Genomic DNA, 18,100 nt, shown 5'->3' on the forward strand with positions numbered 1-18,100 from the left:
TCAGGCCGTCTCCTCCTCGATCAGGGAGCGGAAGGCGGCGTGTGCGGCCAGCATGCCGTCCGTCGTCGCCAGGGTGATATTGCCCGCCGGGCGCGCCAGGTCTCCGGCGGCGAAGACGCCCGGCTGACTGGTCTGTTGCTGGGCGTCCACCTTGACGATCCGGCCCATGGGGCTGTCCGTCATCTCGCAGCCCAGACGCTCGGCGAAACCGTTGGCCTGGCGCACATGGGCGCCGACGAAGAGGGCCTTCAGCGGGAGGAAGCGTCCATCGGTCAGTCGTGCGCCGGTCAGGGTGGGGGCTTCGCCCTCCAGCCGCTCGATGGGCGTCGGTTCGATGGTCACGCCGCGTCGGGCCAGAAGACGAGCGTCGTCCTCGCCCAGGCGCGCCGGGTCGATGAACAGCACGGCCTGGCCCCACTCGGCGACGATCATCGCATACTGGACCGCATGATCGCCGCGCCCCAGGACGCCGATCGGTCCGCCGCCGATCTCATAGCCGTGGCACCAGGGGCAGTGCAGGGCGGTTCGGCCCCAGCGCTCCTTCACGCCCGGGATGTCGGGCAGGACGTCCTCGACCCCGTGGGCCAGGATCAGGCGGCGACCCCTGGTGCGCGTGCCGTCGGCGAAGGCGACCGCGAAGCCGCCCTCGATGCGTTCGACCTCCACCGCCTCGGCCATGCGGAAGGCGGCGGTGGGATAGGCGGCCACCTGGGCGCGGGCGGCGGCGGCGATCTCTGATCCCGGACGGCCGTCGTTGCTCAGCACACCGTGGGCGCGGGCGGCGAAGCGGTTTCTCGGCCGGGCGTCGTCGATGACCAGGACCCGGCGGCGCGCCCGCACCAACTGCAGGGCGGCGGACAGGCCGGCGTAGGAGCCGCCGATGACGACGGCGTCATGAGGCATCGGATTTTCGCTGGTGCGCATGGAGAAGGTCTCTCTTGGGATGGGCGGCCAGCCGGCGCGAGAAGTCCGCCGCCAGATCGGCCAGGGTGATGGAGTCCAGCCGGGCCGCCAGCAGGGCGCGCGCGGCGGCATAGGTGTCGGACAGGGCGTCGTTGACGGCGGCCTCGATCAGGCAGCCCTCGGCCTCGACCGGCGGGGTTTCGGGCAGAAGGCCGGGTTCGCCGAGCGCGGCGTGGACCTGACCCAGGGTGACGCCGTCCAGCGGGCGGGCCAGCCGCCAGCCGCCGCCGTGGCCCTTCTCGGAGATCACCAGCCCTTGCTCCCTCAGGCCCGCCATGGTGCGGCGGACCACGACGGGGTTGGTCGACAGACAGGTCGCCAGCAGGTCCGAGGTCATGGGCTGGCCATGACGCTGCTCATGCTCGGCCATGTGCAGCAGGGCGTGGAGGATGTTGGACAGGCGGGAGTCGCGTTTCATGTAACTTCAATTGTTACGTGATGCGTCGCACGTCAAGACGGGGCGTGGAAATTAGTTTTCAGGCGTCCGGAGCCACGTCTTTGAGGAAGGCCGTGAAGCGACGAAGGGCTTCCAGCGTCAGATCGGGGTCGTGGCGCATCGGGCCGTTGCTGGTGGGTTCGTCAAAGGCGTGGGTGCCTTCGGCGACCCAGCTTTCGACCTCGGAGCCGCAGTCGCGGATCATGGCGTTGACCCGCTCGGCGTTCGATACCGTGGTCAGGTGGTCGCGCCTGGCCGTCATGGCCAGGACGCGCGGACAGTGCCGCCACGGCTTCATCCTGTTGAAGGCCCAGGCGCCGACATAGGGGTAGGCCAGCCACACCGCCTTGACGCCCGACAGGTCGCAGTCGCCGGGGTTGGCCACGCCCATGCGGCCCGGCTGCGGGTCTTCGCTCATCATCTCCATGATCGACCAGCCGCCGTGGCTCCAGCCGGCGAGCGACAGCATGGCGGGATCGACATCGGGGCGACGCGAAACGCCCTGGATGACGGCCAGCAGGTCCCCCGCCCGCTCATAGCCGCGCAGCACCAGGCCGGTGCAGACCGTGGTCAGGGTGAAGGCCCGGTTCCAGCCGCGCGGGCCATAGGAATCGACGATGAAGGCGCGCCAGCCCGCCGCCTTGGCCGCTTCGGCGTAGCGCGGCAGGTGGTCCCGCAGGCCGCCGCAGCCGTGGAACAGCAGCACCGCCGGACGCGGCCGATCGTCGTCGGGCCCGACCACGGTCACGTGCGGTTCCAGCATGGCCCAGCGGGCGTCGAGCGTATCCATCGGCCCAGCTTAGAGGTTCGCGACTGCGAGGAAAGGGGGCTTGCGGTTTCGATATATCGATATATCTATGTGGCAGTTCGATATATCTAAGTGAAAGAAGCGAGAACCATATGAGAGGATCCAGAGGGATCGAAAAGGCAGGTCATGGCTTTGGACGCGACCGTCACGGCGGCCACGGAATGGGTCATGGTCATGGCCACGGCTTCGGCCGAGGCGGTCACGGCCGTCACATGCGGCCTGAAGGCATGGGCGGCGAAGGCCGGATGCGCGGCGAGCGCCACGGGCGGCGTGGCGGCGGCGGACGCATGTTCGAGCACGGCGCCCTGCGCTGGGTGCTGCTATCGATGATCGCCGACAAGCCGAGCCACGGCTATGAACTGATCAAGGGCATCGAAAGCCGCATGGGCGGGACCTACGCCCCCAGCCCCGGCGTCATCTATCCCAGTCTGGCCCTGCTGGAGGACATGGGCGCGGTCAGCGTCGCCGCCGAGGGCGGCAAGAAGCGCTACGCGATCACCGACGAGGGCCGCCGTCTGCTGGACGAGAACGCCGAGGCTCTGGCCCACATCGACATGAAGATGAAGGCCCTGCGCGGTCGCCCCGACCGACCGGCGCGCATCGCCCAGGCCATCGAGGCCCTGCGCACCGCCACCCATCAACGCCTGACCCAGGAGCCGCCGCTGAGCGAAGCCGAGGTCGAGGCCATCGCCGACCTGCTGGAAACGGCCGCCGAAAAGGTGCGTCAGGCATGACCGAGACCCATCTGCGGCAACCCCGTCGGGTCCGCCATGAGCTGAAGTTCCGTCGCGCCCGCGTCGAGGCGGTCGAACAACTGACGCCGGTGTTGAAGCGCATTGTCCTGACCGGCGAGGAGCTGGAGGGCTTCTTCAGCCCCGGCTTCGACGACCATGTGAAGATCCTTCCGACAGCGCGCGGTCAGGCTCTGGTTCTGCCCACGGTCGGGCCGGAGGGGCCGGTCTTTGCGGAGCCGAAACCGATAGCGCGCGACTACACCCCGCGCGCTTTCGATGCGGCCAACCGAAGGCTGACCATCGACTTCGCGGTCGGCCACGGCGGCCCGGCCACGGCCTGGGCCGAGGATGCGCGGGTCGGCGACGAACTGGGTCTGGGCGGGCCGCGCGGTTCCTTCCTGATCCCTACCAGCTTCGCCGAGCATCTGCTGGTGGGGGACGAGGCGGCCATTCCCGCCATCGCCCGACGGCTGGAGGAACTGCCGGCCGGGGCGCGGGCCGTCGCCTGCATCGAGGTCAATGACGCGACGGGCGAACTGCAGCTAGCCAGCGCCGCCGAGGTCGAGATCGTCTGGGTCCACCGCAAGGGCGGGCCGCGCGGTCGGGCCGAGGCCCTGACGGCGGCGGCGGTCGCGGCGGCGCGGCGGATCGATCCGGCCGACGCCTATGTCTGGGTCGCCTGCGAGTCCACGGTCGCGCGGTCCATGCGATCGGCTCTGCTGGCGGCCCGACCGTTCAATCCGAAATGGATGAAGGTCGCCGGCTACTGGCGCCTGGGCCGCGCCGGCTCGCACGAGGTGATCGAGGACTGACGCGAGCAAAAGAAAAGGCGCTGCCGACGACCGGCAGCGCCTTTCTTCCGCTCGAGCAGCGGGCGACCGCGTCGCTCGCGTTAGCGCCCTTCCAGCCTAGTGCCGGAAGACGCGGACGCCCGTGAAGGCCATGGCGATGTTGTTCTCGTCGGCGGCGGCGATGACCTCGGCGTCACGCATCGAGCCGCCGGGCTGGATCACCGCCGTGGCGCCGGCCGCGATGGCTTCCAGCAGGCCGTCGGCGAAGGGGAAGAAGGCTTCCGACGCACAGGCCGAGCCTTGCGCCAGCGAATGGGCCAGGCCCTTGGCCTCGCCCGCTTCCTTGGCGCGGATGGCGGCGATGCGGGCGCTGTCGCGGCGGTTCATCTGGCCGGCGCCGATGCCCGCCGTCTGGCCGTCCTTGGCGTAGACGATGGCGTTGGACTTGACGTGCTTGGCCACGGTGAAGGCGAACAGCATATCCTGGATCTCGGTCGGGGTCGGCTGGCGACGGGTGACGATCTTCAGGTCCGAGGGCTTGATCAGCGAGGCGTCGCGCGACTGCACCAGGAAGCCGCCGGCCACTGAGCGGAACACCTCGCCCGCGCCGTGCGGGTTCGGAAGACCATCCGTGATCAGCAGGCGCAGGTTCTTCTTGGCGGCGAAGACTTCCTTGGCTTCCTCGTCGGCGCCGGGGGCGATGACCACCTCGGTGAAGATGCCGGTGATGGCGCGGGCGTCTTCACCGTTCAGCGGGCGGTTGACGGCGATGACGCCGCCAAAGGCCGAGACGGCGTCGCATTCCAGCGCGCGGGCATAGGCTTCCGACAGGGTGGCCCCGACGGCCACGCCGCAGGGGTTGGCGTGCTTGACGATGACGCAGGCCGGGGCCTCGAACTCGGCCACCAGCTCATAGGCGGCGTCGGCGTCGGCGATGTTGTTGTAGCCCAGCTCCTTGCCCTGAACCTGTTCGGCATAGGCCACGCCCGGACGCTTTTCGCCGGTGCGGTAGAAGGCGCCGGTCTGATGCGGGTTCTCGCCATAGCGCAGGGTCTGGGCCAGCGAACCGGCGATCGACTTGCGGGCCGGGGCGGCGTCGTTCAGCTGAGCGGCGAACCAGCCGGACACGGCGGCGTCATAGGCGGCGGTGCGGGCGAAGGCGCGGGCGGCCAATTGTTTGCGCAGGGCCAGGGTGGTCAAACCGTCGGCCTTCAGCGCCTCAAGGATCAGGCCTATGCTTTCGCCATCCACGGCGACGGCGACGTGGCCGTGGTTCTTGGAGCCCGAGCGGATCATGGCCGGGCCGCCGATGTCGATGTTCTCGATGGCCGCTTCAAAGCCGCCGCCGTCCTCGACCGTCTTCTCGAACGGATAAAGGTCGATCCAGACGATATCGATGGCGCCGATGTTGTGGGCGGTCATGGCCTCGGCGTGGGCCGGGGCGTTCCTCACGCCCAGCAGGCCGCCGTGCACCACGGGGTGCAGGGTCTTGACTCGGCCGTCCATCATTTCGGGGAAGCCGGTCAGATCGGCCACGTCCTTGACCGGCAGGCCATAGCCCGCGATCGCCGCCTTGGTGCCGCCGGTGGAGACCAGCTCGACGCCGAGCCCGGCCAGGGTGCGCGCGACATCCTCCAGCCCGGCCTTGTCCGACAATGAAATCAGGGCGCGGACGGGTTTGATCGCGTCCGGGGCGGGCGGAAAGTCGGGAGCGGCGGGCATGGGCGGCGTCCGTTAACAGCTGGGGCGGGGAGATGGCGCGGCCTCTAGCACCATCGGGGCGCGGCGTCAGCCCTTGGCGACCTCAGCCTTGGGCGCGACCATGAAGTCGCCCCGTTGCGCGGGGCGCCAGTCCGCTTCTGGCGGCCAGCTGTTCTTGGGCCCCGACCATCGGGCCGCCATGTAGGTCTCAGGCTCTAGCCGCTCGCCATTCAACAAGAGCACGCACTGAATGCTCAGGATGCGTGCCGACATGCGAACCGACAGTTCGCCCTCGCCGATCATGGTCAGCCAGGGCTCAGCATAGGCCTGGTGCGTGCGGAACATGCCCCGGCTGTCCTGGACGGTCTCGTCGTTGACCCTCAACCGTTCCTGAGCCCAGCCCAGCCAGTTGAAGGCGTTGTCCACCATCACGGTCGAGTTGCCGACCCGGTAGGTCCAACGCTGACAGATCATCAGCACTAGTGCGGGTCGCCCGCCGCGCCGGCGGGGCTCAGCTTCCAGCGGATCTTGGTGTCGGCGTCGGTGCGGGCGGAGCCGCGGACGACGATCTGCAAGGAGCGCCGGGTCAGGCCCTCGTCGACGTGGACGGCGGGTTCGATGGCCACGTCGGGGCCGTCGCTGCGGAACCACCAGCCACGACCCGAATGACCGCGCAGCAGGATGGAGCGGCGGTCGCGGGCCAGGGAGGCCTGGACGCCGGGCTCCAGTTGGAAGCGCAGGGCGTAGGGGGCGGCGATGGCGCGGGTCACGTCGGGGCGGCCTTCGGGCGGATGCAGGCGTTCCTCGGCGCGCAACTCGTCCAGACGCTGATCCAGATAGAGCCGGCGCTGATGCATCAGGCCGTAGAGCGGCATCCAGCCGTCGTGCTCGACCTCGAGCCAGACGGCGCCGTCGCCTTCGCGATGGTCGCGGGTGACGTGCAGGGCCGGGCCGATCAGGCGGGGGCCCAGAAGGTCGGCCTTCCAGCCGGACAGGGGTTCGCCCAGGGGCTGTTCGCCCAGCGTCAGGGTCGAGGCGCCGGGCGTCAGGCGCAGGGCCTGACGGTCGAGGGCGCGTGGGGTCCATCCGGCCGAGGTGAACAGGCGGTCGCGGCCGCAGACGACTTCCAGCGCCGCCGGTTGACCGCAAGCGGCGGCCGACCAGGCGCCGCGCGCCGGGGCCTCGACATCGACCATGACGGTCAGCAGGGGGCTGGAGATACGCACCAGTCCACCGATCGCGCCGCTGGGCGGGGCGGCGGGTGCATCATCATGGGCGCGGGCGGCGGCGACGCGTTCCGGCGTGGACGGCCCACCGCCCTGGAAGGCGGCCAGGCGACCGTCGGGCAGGGCCAGGATGCGAAGGCTGGTCGTCAGGCGCGAGATGGCGGCGGCCACCGGCTCGGGCGTCGGCTCGGACAGCTGGGCCAGGGCGTCGTCCAGGGTCAGCAGGTCGAGCAGCAGCTCCAGACCCATTTCCGGGGCGCGGGCGGCGTGGTGGCCGTCGGCGCCGACCGTGACCTCCAGAGCGTGGGGCAGGCGTTTCAGCGCGGTGCGACGGACGCCGGCCCCAGCCTTGCCCGCCAGGGCGCAGCCGGCGATGGCGGCGGCGGTCAGGCGCTCGGCTCGGCCCATCAGGCCGCCGGGCGGACGCAGCAGCTGGCGGGCTTGCCGGGCCAGAATATCGGTCAGGCGCAGGCGCTCAAGCTCGGTCGCCACCCCGGCCAGACGCCGTCCGGCGCAGGCCAGATGATAGGTGCGCCGCGCCAGGATGTCGGGGTCCCACGAGAAGGGCGACCAGCGGTTGAAGATGTCGTCCCAGGCCAGCGTCAGCGCCAGGGCTTCGCGCAGGCCGCGATCGCCGTGGGCCATCATCTCGGGCATCCAGACGAAGGCGTGCAGTTCGACGGCGAAGGCCCGGCTGGGGGTGGGGCGGTTCCACAGGTCCGCCGGACCCTCGGCGTCGAGGCTGAGCCCGGCCAGTGTAAAACGGCCCGACAGCAGGGGGCGAGGCGCTTCTTCGCGCAGGGGGCGGAAGTCGCGCGGGCTGACCGCGAAGCCGTCGGCGCGGGCGCCCTTCAACGTCATCGTATAGCCGGGCAGGCCGTAGAGCTCGATCCACAGCTGGCGCGCGGCCAACTGCCCGGCGACGGCGGCCCAGAGCGCAGGGTCGGCCTTGGGGCCGCCCGTGGCGCGCACCGGAGTGCGGACCGGCGCGCCCTTCAGGCCGGGAATGTGGCCCTCGGTCAGGCCGCCTTCTGTTTCGCGCGGGGCGAAGGGGCCGAGGGGGCTCACGCGGCGGCGGCTTTCAGAGCCTGGATGTTGGCGGCGTAGGCGTCCGGTCCGCCCTTGAAGACGAAGGAGCCGGCGACCAGGGCGTCGGCCCCGGCGGACAGGCAGGCTCCGGCGTTGGCGGCGACCACGCCGCCGTCCACCTGCAGGTGGGCCTTGGACCCGGCGCGGTCGAGGATGGCGCGGGCGCGCTCGATCTTCTTCAGCGAGGACTCGATGAATTTCTGACCGCCGAAGCCGGGGTTGACCGACATGATCAGCACCAGGTCGACCAGGTCGACGGCCTCTTCCAGCACGCTCAGCGGCGTGGCCGGGTTGAAGACCAGACCGGCCTTGGCGCCCAGCTGGCGGATCTGACCCAGGGTGCGGTGGACGTGTGGGCCGCTTTCGGGGTGGACGCTCATGATGTCGGCGCCCGCCGCGCGATAGGCCTCCAGCCAGTTATCGACCGGGGCCACCATCAGGTGCACGTCGAACGGCAGGGTGGTGTGGGGGCGCAGCGCCTTCACCACGTCCGGGCCGATGGTCAGGTTGGGCACGAAATGGCCGTCCATGACGTCGACGTGAATCCAGTCAGCGCCCGCGGCCTCCAGGGCGCGGACTTCTTCACCCAGCTTGGCGAAGTCGCTGGCGAGGATGGAGGGGCAGATGAGCGGGGCGGTCGCAGTCGTCTGGGTCATGGTTCTGCGACTTACGGCCCCTTGGCGCGAGGGGCAAGCCGGGCCGCTGACGCAGGGCGGCGCGGCAGGTGTTCACTGGCGCTTCGCGAACGGTCGGCGGTGGTTGTTGGCGAAGGCGCGGCGGTCGAGGACGCAAGGCCGCTGGCGGGGTTCGGCGGGGCGAGGGAGGAGGGGGCGACTGCTTCAACCGCCCCTCGACAGGACCCGTCATGATCCGCTCCCTCGCCGTCGCCGCCCTGCTGGCTCTTGCTTCTCCCGCCCTGGCGCAGAACGCCGACAACCGCCTGACCCTGACCTTCGAGACGGGCGCCGAAACCGGCGCGGTTCTGGTCGCCCTCTATGACAGCGAGGCCGCCTATGAGGGCGGTCAGCCGGCGCGCGTGGCCCAGGTCGATGTGGCCGGGGGGCAGCGCGAGGCGGTGTTCGACCTGCCCGCCGGGACCTATGGCATGAAGGCCGTTCACGACGTCAACGGCAACGGCAAGATGGACGTCAATCCGTTCGGCATGCCGAGCGAACCCTATGCCTTCTCCAACAATGCGGTGGGCAATATGGGGCCGGCCAAGTGGGACCGCGCCCATTTTGAAGTGTCGGGCGCCACGGCTCAGACCATCCGCATTCGCTAAGCTCTGATGCTCGGAGAGACCGCCATGACCCCGACCCGTCGCAGCCTGTTCATGGGCGCCGCTGCGCTTGCAGCCGCCCGCGTCCTGACCCCCGACCGGGCCTATGCCGCGCAGGCGATGAGCGCGACCGCCGACTGGGCCCTGGCCACCGCCGACGTCGAGGGCGACGTGGCGCCGCGCGCCCTGCAACTGGTCCACGGCCGGGCGCCGGCCGGGCTGTCGGGCAGCCTCTATCGCAACGGGCCAGCCAAGTTCCGTCGCCCCGGCGGCTCGGCCCAGCATTGGTTCGACGGCGACGGCCTGATCCGCCGCTGGCGGGTGCAGGATGGTCAGGCAAGCCTGACCGCCCGCTTCGCCGACACGCCCAAGCGCCGTCAGGAGGCCGAGGTCGGGGCCATGCTGATGCCGGGCTTCGGCACAGTTGCCGATCCGCGCGCCCGTATTGGCTCAGCCGACGACGCCAGTCCCGCCAACACCTCGGTCCACAAGGTCGGCGGCAAGCTGTGGGCCCTGTGGGAGGCGGGATCGCCCCTGGCCATGGACCCCGAGACGCTTGAAACCGAGGGCTTTGTCGCCCTGCGTCCCGACCTGAAGAACATGCCCTTCCTGGCCCATCCGCGCATCGAGCCGGACGGCCGCATCTGGAACCTGGGGATCAACGGAAAGCAGGCCATGGTCTGGCGCCTGGCGGCGGACGGGGGGCTGGAAGACGCCGAGGTGATCGCCCTGCCGCGCGCCAGCTATATCCACGACTTCAGCGCCACGGCGAAGTCTCTGGTCATCGTGCTGCAGCCCTGGGTGCATACGCGCAACATCATGCCCCTGTCGGCGGCCTTCGAGTGGACGCCGCAGGCCGGGACGCAGATTCTGGTGATCGACAAGGCTGACCTGAGCCAGCGCCGGATCTATGAACTGCCGCCCTTCGGCTTCTTCCATGCGGGCGACGCCTGGGAAGAGGCGGACGGGACCATTCGCCTCGACCTGTGCGCCCACAAGGACATGGATTTCGCCGCACGCGGCGCCCATGAGGTGCTGAACGGCGTGCCCCTGGGTCATGACCCGGCGGAGCTGGCCATGGTGGTGCTGGAGCCGAACGGTCGCGGGCGGCTGGAACGGACGGGCGTGGTCGGCGAGTTCCCGCGCAGCGACCCGCGTCGCGCCGGTCTGGCCCGCCGTTTCAGTCTGCACACGACGGGCGAGCGCGCCGACCGGCCCCTGGCCTCGGCGATAGGGGTGACGGACTGGTCGTCAGGCCGCACGCGGTCCTTCGACTTCGGCCCCGACCATGTGACCGATGAGATGGTCTATGTGCCCAGGCCGGGCGGGACGCACGAGGCCGACGCCTGGCTGGTCGGCCCAAGCATCAACCTGAAGGCGGGGGTTAGCGAACTGCACGTCCTGGACCTGATGCACGTCGAGGACGGCCCCGTCGCCACATGGCGCGCCGACGTGGCCCTGCCGGCGGCGTTTCATGGCAACTGGGTGTGAGGCGAGGGCGCCTTTGCGGTCGAACGTCTGCTCACGACCTGTTGCGGACATTCACCTTGGCCGTCACTGTGCGAGTGTCATCGCCTTCAACTGGGAGACCGCGTGCAAGACCGCAGATACCCGCCTCTCCCGGAGAAGTTGGTGCAACCGCTCTCAGCGGTCGAAGCGACCGACGGCCTTTATCGCCCCTGCATGGTGACCTTGCATGACGGCAGCACGCTCGACTGCGTCTACCTCGTGGAAGCGCAACCTTGGTTCAGCGTATGGGGCGTCTGGCCGGAGGATGACGAGGCCAAGTTGTCGGTAGATGTCAGAGCCGTGGCAGCAATTGAAGACAGCCCGTCCCGACTTCCTGCGAGCGTTGCCAATGCCCTTTACGCTGCTGGTGAAAGCGGCATGGGCTACACGATATTCACTGTCCAGTTCGTGGACGAGAGCAGCGTCACGGTTGTCACAGGCAACGCGATTGATTTCATCGACTACCCGCGGGGCCAATCCAAGGAGACCGTAGTGAACGCGCTCCCCCACGTGGGCCGGGATGATCCGCAAATTTGTAACGGCCCGCGTTATCACTGGTGCCTCTACGACAGTGCTGGAGAGACCGGTTAAGGTCCGCTTCCCACCGTTAGCGGACGTTAAGGTGCACTCACCACCACCCCGCCTCCCTCAGCGCCCGGGCGTAGCGACGGCTGACGGGGGCGATCAGGTCGCTGTCGCCGCCGCCGTCCAGAGTCAGGGCGGCGCGGCCGTCGCCGCGGGCGACGGAGGCGACGGCGTCGCGGGCCACCCACCAGCTGCGATGGGTCTGGGCGCCTTCCAGGCCTTCCAGTTCACCGAGGGCGTCGGACAGGCGCATCAGGATCAGGTCCGAGCCGCGGTCGGTATGCAGGCGCAGGTAGTGGTCCTCCGCCTGGACCGCGATCAGGCGGGCGCCGCGCAGCTTGGGCGGCAGGCGCTCCAGGAAGCGGGCGGGCGCGGCGCCGGGGGCCGAGGCGTGGGTCTCGACTGGTGTTTCTCGTCCCAGAAAGACGTTCAGGGCGCTGAGGACGGCGGTGATCAGGGCGACCGGGGCGAAGAAGTGGATCAGGGCGTCGGCGTGGCGCAGCCGCCCCTCGAACAGCAGGCCGGTCAGGGCCCAGACCGCCACCGTCAGAGGGCCTGTGATGACCAGGGTCAGGGCGGCGGTCGCCAGCCAGGGGCGGGCGTCCACGTCGATGAAGCGCCCGACCAGGGCGCCGCAGGCATGGCCCCACAGGCCGCCGACCACCATCAGGGGAATCCAGTAGGCCAGCCGGTGCGTCAGGGGCGCGCCGGCCGAGCCGAAGGCGCCGCTGAGGGCCAGGAAGACGCCCGCGCCCACGGCCACGACGAGGCCGCGCAGGAAGTCGCGTTTTCTCGAGCCGGGCGAAAGATCGGCCAGGCGCATCAGGCGTTCGACTTGGGGCCGCAGACGGCGCGGAAGCCGGCGGCGGCGAAGCGCACCATGTAGTCGCAGGCGCTGTCCAGATCGCCGGACTTGCACAGGCCGCCGGACAGGCGGTCCAGGCGACCGGTCTCGCCCAGGGTCAGGGTCAGGGCGCCCGACAGGTTGTGATAGGCCCAGTAGAGGTCGGTCTCCTCGGCCTCGGGCAGGACGCGCTTGACCAGTTCCAGCAGGCGCCGGATCGCGGGGTCGAAATAACGGGCCATGGTCTCGCCGCCGAAGGCCGGGTTGGCGTTGGTCTGGGCCACCAGGGCGGCGTAGTGCTTCCATCCCGGTCCGCCCTTCAGCGACCACTGGAATGGCGGACGCAGGAAGGCCTCGAACAGGCCCTCCAGGGTCATGGCGTCCCCGGCGGCCTCGGCGTAGCGGTCGACGGCGGCGACGCGCTCGGCGTTCCAGACCTCAGCCCTGCGGGTGAATACAGCGTCGAACAGCTCCTTCTTGGCCCCGAAGTAGTAGTGGACCAGGGCGGTGTCCACGCCCGCCTCGCGCGCCACCTCGCGGATGGTGACGCCATAGAAGCCGTGCTTGGAGAAGAGGTCCTCGGCGGCGTTCAGAATGGCCTCGCGGGTCTCGCCCGCGCCCGTGGTCTTGGTCTTCTTGGGGCGGCCGCGGCGGGCCGGGGCGGTGACGACGGGCGGCAGGGTCGGGGCGAGGTCGTCGTCAGGTTTCATGGGCGCAAGCTAGTCGTGGTTGGACCCTCAGTGCAACGGCGCCACAGGCGGGGCCGATTTGCGGCGGATTTCAGCGTGGCCGTTTGACAGATCGTCGAAAGATCGGCACGTTCCATGAAAATCATTGAACGCTGAATAAAAGCGTCGATTGGGCTGGAAACAGGGAATGGGATCCAAATGAACAGACTCGTGAAGACCGTCTTGCTCGCGGGCGCCGCCTGGGGCGCGCTTTCGGCCAGCGCTGTGGCGCAGGAAGCTTCGGCTGAGGCGCAGGCCTCCAGCATCGATGACGTCATCGTCACCGCGCGCCGTCGCGAGGAAACGCTCAAGGACGTGCCGGTCTCGGTTTCGGCCCTGGGCGCCGAGCGCCTGGAGGAAACCGGCGCAACCGACATCACCGCCCTGCAGCAGCAGACCCCGAACGCCACGGTTCAGGTCGCGCGCGGTTCCAACTCGACGCTGATCTCCTTCATTCGCGGCATCGGCCAGCAGGACCCTCTGTGGGGCTTTGAGCCAGGCGTCGGCCTCTATGTCGACGACGTCTATGTGGCCCGCCCGCAGGGCGCGGTGCTGGACATCTTCGACATCCAGCGCATCGAGGTCCTGCGCGGCCCGCAGGGTTCGCTGTATGGCCGCAACACGGTCGGCGGCGCCATCAAATACGTGACCTCGCGTCTGGACCCGGATTCACCGGAACTGACCCTGCGTGGCGCCTACGGCAGCTATAATCAGGTCGACCTGCTGGCTCAGGGCTCGATGCCGGTCACGGACAAGCTGCGTATCGGCGCCGCCGTCGCCAGCTACAACCGCGACGGCTATGGCGAGAACCTGAACACGGGCGCCGAGCACTACAACAAGGATGTCCTGGCTGGTCGCGTCAGCGTCGAGTTCCAACCTTACGACAACGCCTTCTTCCGCCTGGCCTATGATCGGGTCGAGGACAAGTCGAACCCCCGTCACGGCCATCGCGAAGTGGCAGGCGTCGGCCCCGGCGCGGGCGTGCCGGGCAGCGTCTATGACACCTATGCCGGCCTCGGAGATCGGAACAAGGTGACGACCGAGGGCGTGTCGCTGACGGCCCAGGTCGATCTGAACGACGTCTGGTCCTTCAAGTCGATCACCGCCTATCGCACCGGCGACACCGACACCCTGATCGACTTCGACAATACCCCGGCGCCGACGCTGGACGTGCCGGCCATCTATGGCGACCGCCAGTTCACCCAGGAATTCCAGGCGCTGTTCAGCACAGACCGGATCCAGGGCGTCGCCGGCCTCTTCTACCTGGACGGAACGGCCTCAGGCGCCTTCGACACCATCGCCCAGAATTTCGGCATCGTCATCGGCACCGCCGGCTATGTCGAGACGACCAGCATCGCCCTGTTCACCGACGTGAACCTGGACCTGACCGATCGTCTGCATCTGGGCCTGGGCGCGCGCTACACCCTGGATGACAAGACGGGCCACGTTTTCCGCGCCAACTACCTGGGCGCGACCCGCAGCCCGCTGCTGGGCGGCGCGGCGCGCAATCCCATCCTGCTGCGCACCGACTATACGCGCTCGAACACCTTCGATCAGTTCACGCCCAAGGCTTCGCTGTCCTATGACTTCTCGGACCGCCTGACCGGGTACGCCTCCTATTCGAAGGGCTTCAAGTCGGGCGGCTTCGACATGCGCGGCGACGCCATCCTGACGCCGAACACCGTCAACGGTTATCAGCCGGAAACGGTCGACTCCTATGAAATCGGCCTGAAGGGTTCGGCCTTCGACCGCCGCCTGAGCTTCGCTTCGGCCATCTTCTACAACCAGTATGAAGACCAGCAGGTCACCACCCAGGTTCCGGCCGTGGGCGGTATCGCCAGCTTCGTCGACAACGTCGGTTCGTCGAAATTCTTCGGCGCCGAAGTCGAAGGCTCGCTGGTGGTCACCGACAGCCTGACGGCCAACTTCGCCGTCGGCTATCTCGACTCCAAGTTCGAGGAGTTCCTGCGCTACAATCTGACGACCCAGAAGTATGAGGACATCTCGGATCTGGTGGTGCTGCAGAACGCGCCGAAGTGGACGGGCTATCTGGGCCTGACCTGGCGCGGCGACGTGGCCGGCGGTTCGCTGGCGGTGACCCCGTCGGTCAGCTATCGCGACGACTACAGCCAGTTCGAGTTCCCCAACCCCGTGCTGGATCAGGACGCCTTCGCCCTGGTCGATCTGTCGGTGGTCTGGACCGACCCGAGCCGCACCTGGACGGTCGGCGTCTATGGCAAGAACCTGACGGACGAGGAATACCGCGTCGGCGGCTACAACTTCCTCGGCGCCGCCTACAACAACTCCCTGATCGGCTACTACGGCCCGCCGCGCACCGTGACGGCGTCGCTGCAGTACAAGTTCTGATCGGGGTGACTTCTCCTGAACGCCTGATCATCTGATCGCGGGCGGCGGTTCCGACGAGAGCCGCCGCCCTTTTTCTTTTGGCGTCGCCGGGCGGCGCCGCTACCGTCGCTTCAACAAAGTAAAAGAAGCCCGAGGGGGGCACGCCATGACCACGTCCGAGGCCGCAGCGCCCAAGGAGGCCGTCGAAAAGGCCGTCTCTCCCGGCTATCGCTACTATGTGCTGGCGGTGCTGATCCTGATCTACATGCTGAACTTCCTGGATCGGCAGATCATCGGCATCCTGGCGGCGCCGCTGAAGGAAGAATTCGGCATGTCGGACAGTCAGTTCGGCCTGCTGGGCGGGATCGCCTTCGCCTCGGTCTATTCGACCCTGGCCATTCCTCTGGCCTGGATGGCGGATCGGGTCAGCCGGGTGTGGATCATGACCGGAGCCCTGGCGGTCTGGTCGGGCTTTACCGCCCTGTGCGGGGTGGCGGGCTCGTTCACGCAACTGTTCCTGTGCCGCATGGGCGTCGGAGTCGGCGAGGCGGGCGGCGTGGCCCCGGCCTATTCGCTGATCGCCGACTATTTTCCGCCGCACCAGCGCGCACGCGCCATGGCGGCCTTCGCCTTCGGCATTCCTCTGGGCATGGCGGCAGGGACCCTGGTCGGGGGCTTGTTGGCGGCGACCTATGGCTGGCGGACCGCCTTTATCGTGGTGGGCCTGCTGGGCGTTCTGGTCGCGCCCCTGCTTCGACTGACGGTTCGAGACCCCAAGCGCGGCGGGACGGACGCCGCCAAGACCGCCGCCCAGGTCGCGGCGCTGGAAGCGGCCCCCGCAGGTTCGGATCGTCCGGGCAAGCTGGCCGCCCAGATCATGCTCGGCGTGGGCGCGGGCGCCCTGGTCCTGGCGGGGCTGATCCAGTTCGCCGGCCTGTCGCTGGGCAATCCGCTGGTCTTCGCCTTCGGCGGTTTGCTGGGCGTGGTGATCGGCGTTTCGCTGATGATCGCGCGGCGCACCGCCACGGTCGTCATCAAGAAGCGCAGCTTCTGGCTGCTGGCGCTGGGCGCGGCCTCGTCCTCGGTTTGCGGCTACGGCGTGGCGGGCTGGCTGCCGCTCTTCTTCATGCGCAGTTTCGATCTGACGCTGAAGCAGACCAGCATCTACTATGCCGGCATCGCCCTGATCGGCGGCATCCTGGGCATCTGGATGGGCGGCATGATCGCCGACAAGCTGTCGAAGCGCGGCAAGGGCGCCTATCCGATGGTGCCGGCCGTGGCCTTCCTGATCTCGGCGCCCTGTTTCATCCTGGCGATGAACTCGCCCTGGCTGATCGGTCTGGTCCTGCCGGGCGGCGGCAGCCATACGCAACAACTGGTCCTGGCCTTCCTGATCTTCCTGCTGCCGACGGGGCTGAACCTGGCCTGGCTGGGGCCGATCACGGCGGCGGTCCAGCATCTGGTGCCGGCGGCCATGCGCTCGACCGCCTCGGCCCTGTTCCTGCTGGTCAACAACCTGCTGGGGATCGCGGTCGGTTTCTACTACTTCGGCTGGATGAGCGACCTGCTGGCGCCGCGCTTTGGTGAAGAGAGCCTACGCTGGGCCATCTACACCGGCATGGGCTTCTATGTCCTGGCGGCCTTCCTGTTGTTCGGGGCCTCGCGCACGCTGAAGAAGGACTGGGTCGACTGATCCCGTCCAGCTTGGACCATAAGAAAAGGCTCTGGCGGCCATAAGGAGGGGGGCGGTTGCGCAGGCGAAGGCGCGACGCCTATAAGCGCGACCAAAGTTTCCACAACCTTCCTCCCAACGGCGCGGATCAGACATGAACATTCACGAGTATCAGGCCAAGCAGGTTCTCAAGGCCTTTGGCGCCCCGGTCGCCGAAGGCGTCGCCATCACCTCGGCCGACCAGGCCGAAGCCGCCGCCAAGCAACTGCCTGGCCCGCTCTATGTGGTGAAGTCGCAGATCCACGCCGGCGGCCGCGGCAAGGGCAAGTTCAAGGAACTGCCGGCTGACGCCAAGGGCGGCGTGCGCCTGGCCTTCTCGATCGAGGACGTGGTCAAGAACGCCAAGGAAATGCTGGGCAACACCCTGGTGACGGCCCAGACGACCGACGCCGGCAAGCAGGTCAACCGCCTCTACATCGAAGACGGCGCCGACATCTCGCGCGAGCTTTACCTGTCGATCCTGGTCGATCGCGCCTATGGCCGCATCTCCTTCGTCGTCTCGACCGAAGGCGGCATGGACATCGAAGCCGTCGCCCACGACACCCCGGAAAAGATCATCACCGTCGTCATCGACCCGACGACCGGCGTGACCGAAGCCGACTGCGCCACCCTGTCGGACGCGCTGAAGCTGGAAGGCGACGCCCGTGAAGACGGCAAGTCGCTGTTCCCGGCCCTGTATAAAGCCTTCGTCGAGAAGGACATGGCCATGCTGGAAGTGAACCCGCTGATCGTCATGGAAAACGGTCACCTGCGCGTTCTGGACGCCAAGGTGTCGTTCGACGGCAACGCCCTGTTCCGTCACCCCGACATCAAGGAACTGCGCGACGAGACCGAGGAAGACGCCAAGGAAATCGAAGCCTCGGAATGGGACCTGGCCTATGTCGCCCTGGACGGCAACATCGGCTGCATGGTCAACGGCGCCGGCCTGGCCATGGCGACCATGGACATCATCAAGCTGTACGGCAAAGAGCCGGCCAACTTCTGCGACGTCGGCGGCGGCGCCGGCAAGGACAAGGTCGCAGCGGCCTTCAAGATCATCACCGCTGACCCGGCCGTCCAGGGCATCCTGGTCAACATTTTCGGCGGCATCATGAAGTGCGACGTCATCGCCGAAGGCGTGGTCGCGGCCGTCAAGGAAGTGGGCCTGAAGGTGCCGCTGGTGGTGCGTCTGGAAGGCACCAACGCCGAGCTGGGCAAGAAAATCCTGAACGAGAGCGGCCTGACCATCCAGGCGGCCGACGATCTCGACGACGCCGCCCAGAAGATCGTCGCGGCGGTCGGCTAAGGCGTCAGCCTTACTCGCCACCGCCCAGCTGACACCCAGAATTC

Annotated in this window: 17 protein-coding genes; 8 read left to right on the forward strand and 9 right to left on the reverse strand. The window is 68.5% G+C overall.

What is annotated here, in order from left to right:
* From CQ039_RS10260 to CQ039_RS10270, 3 genes are read right to left on the reverse strand one after another with little or no spacing between them, the layout of a single operon-like run.
* The gene (locus CQ039_RS10260; protein ID WP_233190166.1) at positions 1–924 is read right to left on the reverse strand and encodes an NAD(P)/FAD-dependent oxidoreductase; all 924 of its coding nucleotides are present in this window, start codon (positions 922–924) and stop codon (positions 1–3) included.
* The gene (locus tag CQ039_RS10265) at positions 893–1,381 is read right to left on the reverse strand and encodes an Rrf2 family transcriptional regulator (protein WP_105562811.1); all 489 of its coding nucleotides are present in this window, start codon (positions 1,379–1,381) and stop codon (positions 893–895) included. The genes CQ039_RS10260 and CQ039_RS10265 overlap by 32 nt, the downstream gene beginning before the upstream one ends.
* A gap of 58 nt (positions 1,382–1,439) precedes the next feature.
* Complete coding sequence (locus CQ039_RS10270; protein ID WP_105562810.1) at positions 1,440–2,189, reverse strand: dienelactone hydrolase family protein; 750 nt, start codon at positions 2,187–2,189, stop codon at positions 1,440–1,442.
* Between the two features lie 110 nt (positions 2,190–2,299).
* Here CQ039_RS10270 and CQ039_RS10275 point away from each other — a divergent pair, with 110 nt between their 5' ends.
* Together CQ039_RS10275 and CQ039_RS10280 are read left to right on the forward strand one after the other, a co-directional pair.
* Positions 2,300–2,941 carry a PadR family transcriptional regulator gene (locus tag CQ039_RS10275; protein WP_105562809.1) on the forward strand — a complete coding sequence of 214 codons (642 nt, stop codon included), beginning with the start codon at positions 2,300–2,302 and terminating at the stop codon, positions 2,939–2,941.
* Positions 2,938–3,753 (forward strand): siderophore-interacting protein, encoded by an 816-nt coding sequence (locus tag CQ039_RS10280; protein WP_105562808.1) that lies wholly within the window; start codon positions 2,938–2,940, stop codon positions 3,751–3,753. The genes CQ039_RS10275 and CQ039_RS10280 overlap by 4 nt, the downstream gene beginning before the upstream one ends.
* 96 nt (positions 3,754–3,849) lie before the next feature.
* On the opposite strand, the gene purH is transcribed toward CQ039_RS10280, so the two are convergent.
* The 4 genes from purH to rpe all read right to left on the reverse strand — a co-directional run bounded on the left by purH (position 3,850) and on the right by rpe (position 8,404).
* Positions 3,850–5,454 carry a bifunctional phosphoribosylaminoimidazolecarboxamide formyltransferase/IMP cyclohydrolase gene (gene purH, locus CQ039_RS10285; protein ID WP_105562807.1) on the reverse strand — a complete coding sequence of 535 codons (1,605 nt, stop codon included), beginning with the start codon at positions 5,452–5,454 and terminating at the stop codon, positions 3,850–3,852.
* 66 nt (positions 5,455–5,520) lie between these two features.
* On the reverse strand, positions 5,521–5,907 hold the full coding sequence (locus CQ039_RS10290; RefSeq protein ID WP_146112082.1) for a hypothetical protein: 387 nt from the start codon (positions 5,905–5,907) through the stop codon (positions 5,521–5,523).
* A gap of 5 nt (positions 5,908–5,912) precedes the next feature.
* The gene (locus CQ039_RS10295; RefSeq protein WP_105562805.1) at positions 5,913–7,727 is read right to left on the reverse strand and encodes a heparinase II/III family protein; all 1,815 of its coding nucleotides are present in this window, start codon (positions 7,725–7,727) and stop codon (positions 5,913–5,915) included.
* Complete coding sequence (rpe, locus tag CQ039_RS10300; RefSeq protein WP_105562804.1) at positions 7,724–8,404, reverse strand: ribulose-phosphate 3-epimerase; 681 nt, start codon at positions 8,402–8,404, stop codon at positions 7,724–7,726. Before rpe ends, CQ039_RS10295 begins: the two co-directional genes overlap by 4 nt.
* Before the next feature lie 209 nt (positions 8,405–8,613).
* Between rpe and CQ039_RS10305 the strand changes: the two genes are divergently transcribed.
* The 3 genes from CQ039_RS10305 to CQ039_RS10315 all read left to right on the forward strand — a co-directional run bounded on the left by CQ039_RS10305 (position 8,614) and on the right by CQ039_RS10315 (position 11,127).
* Positions 8,614–9,030: a DUF2141 domain-containing protein gene (locus CQ039_RS10305; RefSeq protein WP_105562803.1), complete on the forward strand. Its 417-nt coding sequence runs from the start codon at positions 8,614–8,616 to the stop codon at positions 9,028–9,030.
* Positions 9,031–9,054: 24 nt separating this feature from the next.
* Positions 9,055–10,518, forward strand: coding sequence for a carotenoid oxygenase family protein (locus CQ039_RS10310; RefSeq protein WP_105562802.1), 1,464 nt, complete (start codon positions 9,055–9,057; stop codon positions 10,516–10,518).
* 141 nt (positions 10,519–10,659) lie between these two features.
* Positions 10,660–11,127 carry a hypothetical protein gene (locus tag CQ039_RS10315; RefSeq protein ID WP_146112081.1) on the forward strand — a complete coding sequence of 156 codons (468 nt, stop codon included), beginning with the start codon at positions 10,660–10,662 and terminating at the stop codon, positions 11,125–11,127.
* A 37-nt stretch (positions 11,128–11,164) separates the two neighbouring features.
* Here the strand turns inward: CQ039_RS10315 and CQ039_RS10320 are convergent, their stop codons facing one another.
* Positions 11,165–11,944 (reverse strand): LytTR family DNA-binding domain-containing protein, encoded by a 780-nt coding sequence (locus tag CQ039_RS10320; protein WP_105562800.1) that lies wholly within the window; start codon positions 11,942–11,944, stop codon positions 11,165–11,167.
* A complete protein-coding gene (locus CQ039_RS10325) occupies positions 11,944–12,675 on the reverse strand; it encodes a TetR/AcrR family transcriptional regulator (RefSeq protein WP_105562799.1) in 732 nt (243 codons plus the stop codon). Before CQ039_RS10325 ends, CQ039_RS10320 begins: the two co-directional genes overlap by 1 nt.
* Before the next feature lie 177 nt (positions 12,676–12,852).
* Between CQ039_RS10325 and CQ039_RS10330 the strand changes: the two genes are divergently transcribed.
* From CQ039_RS10330 to sucC, 3 genes are all read left to right on the forward strand, one after another.
* Positions 12,853–15,060, forward strand: a complete 2,208-nt coding sequence (locus tag CQ039_RS10330) for a TonB-dependent receptor (protein WP_105562798.1) — start codon at positions 12,853–12,855, stop codon at positions 15,058–15,060.
* A 145-nt stretch (positions 15,061–15,205) separates the two neighbouring features.
* Positions 15,206–16,732: an MFS transporter gene (locus tag CQ039_RS10335; RefSeq protein WP_105562797.1), complete on the forward strand. Its 1,527-nt coding sequence runs from the start codon at positions 15,206–15,208 to the stop codon at positions 16,730–16,732.
* A 133-nt stretch (positions 16,733–16,865) separates the two neighbouring features.
* Positions 16,866–18,056, forward strand: a complete 1,191-nt coding sequence (gene sucC, locus CQ039_RS10340; RefSeq protein ID WP_105562796.1) for an ADP-forming succinate--CoA ligase subunit beta — start codon at positions 16,866–16,868, stop codon at positions 18,054–18,056.
* Positions 18,057–18,100: the final 44 nt, after the last annotated feature.

Source organism: Brevundimonas sp. MYb52, from assembly GCF_002979535.1.
In the GTDB taxonomy this organism is placed as follows: domain Bacteria; phylum Pseudomonadota; class Alphaproteobacteria; order Caulobacterales; family Caulobacteraceae; genus Brevundimonas.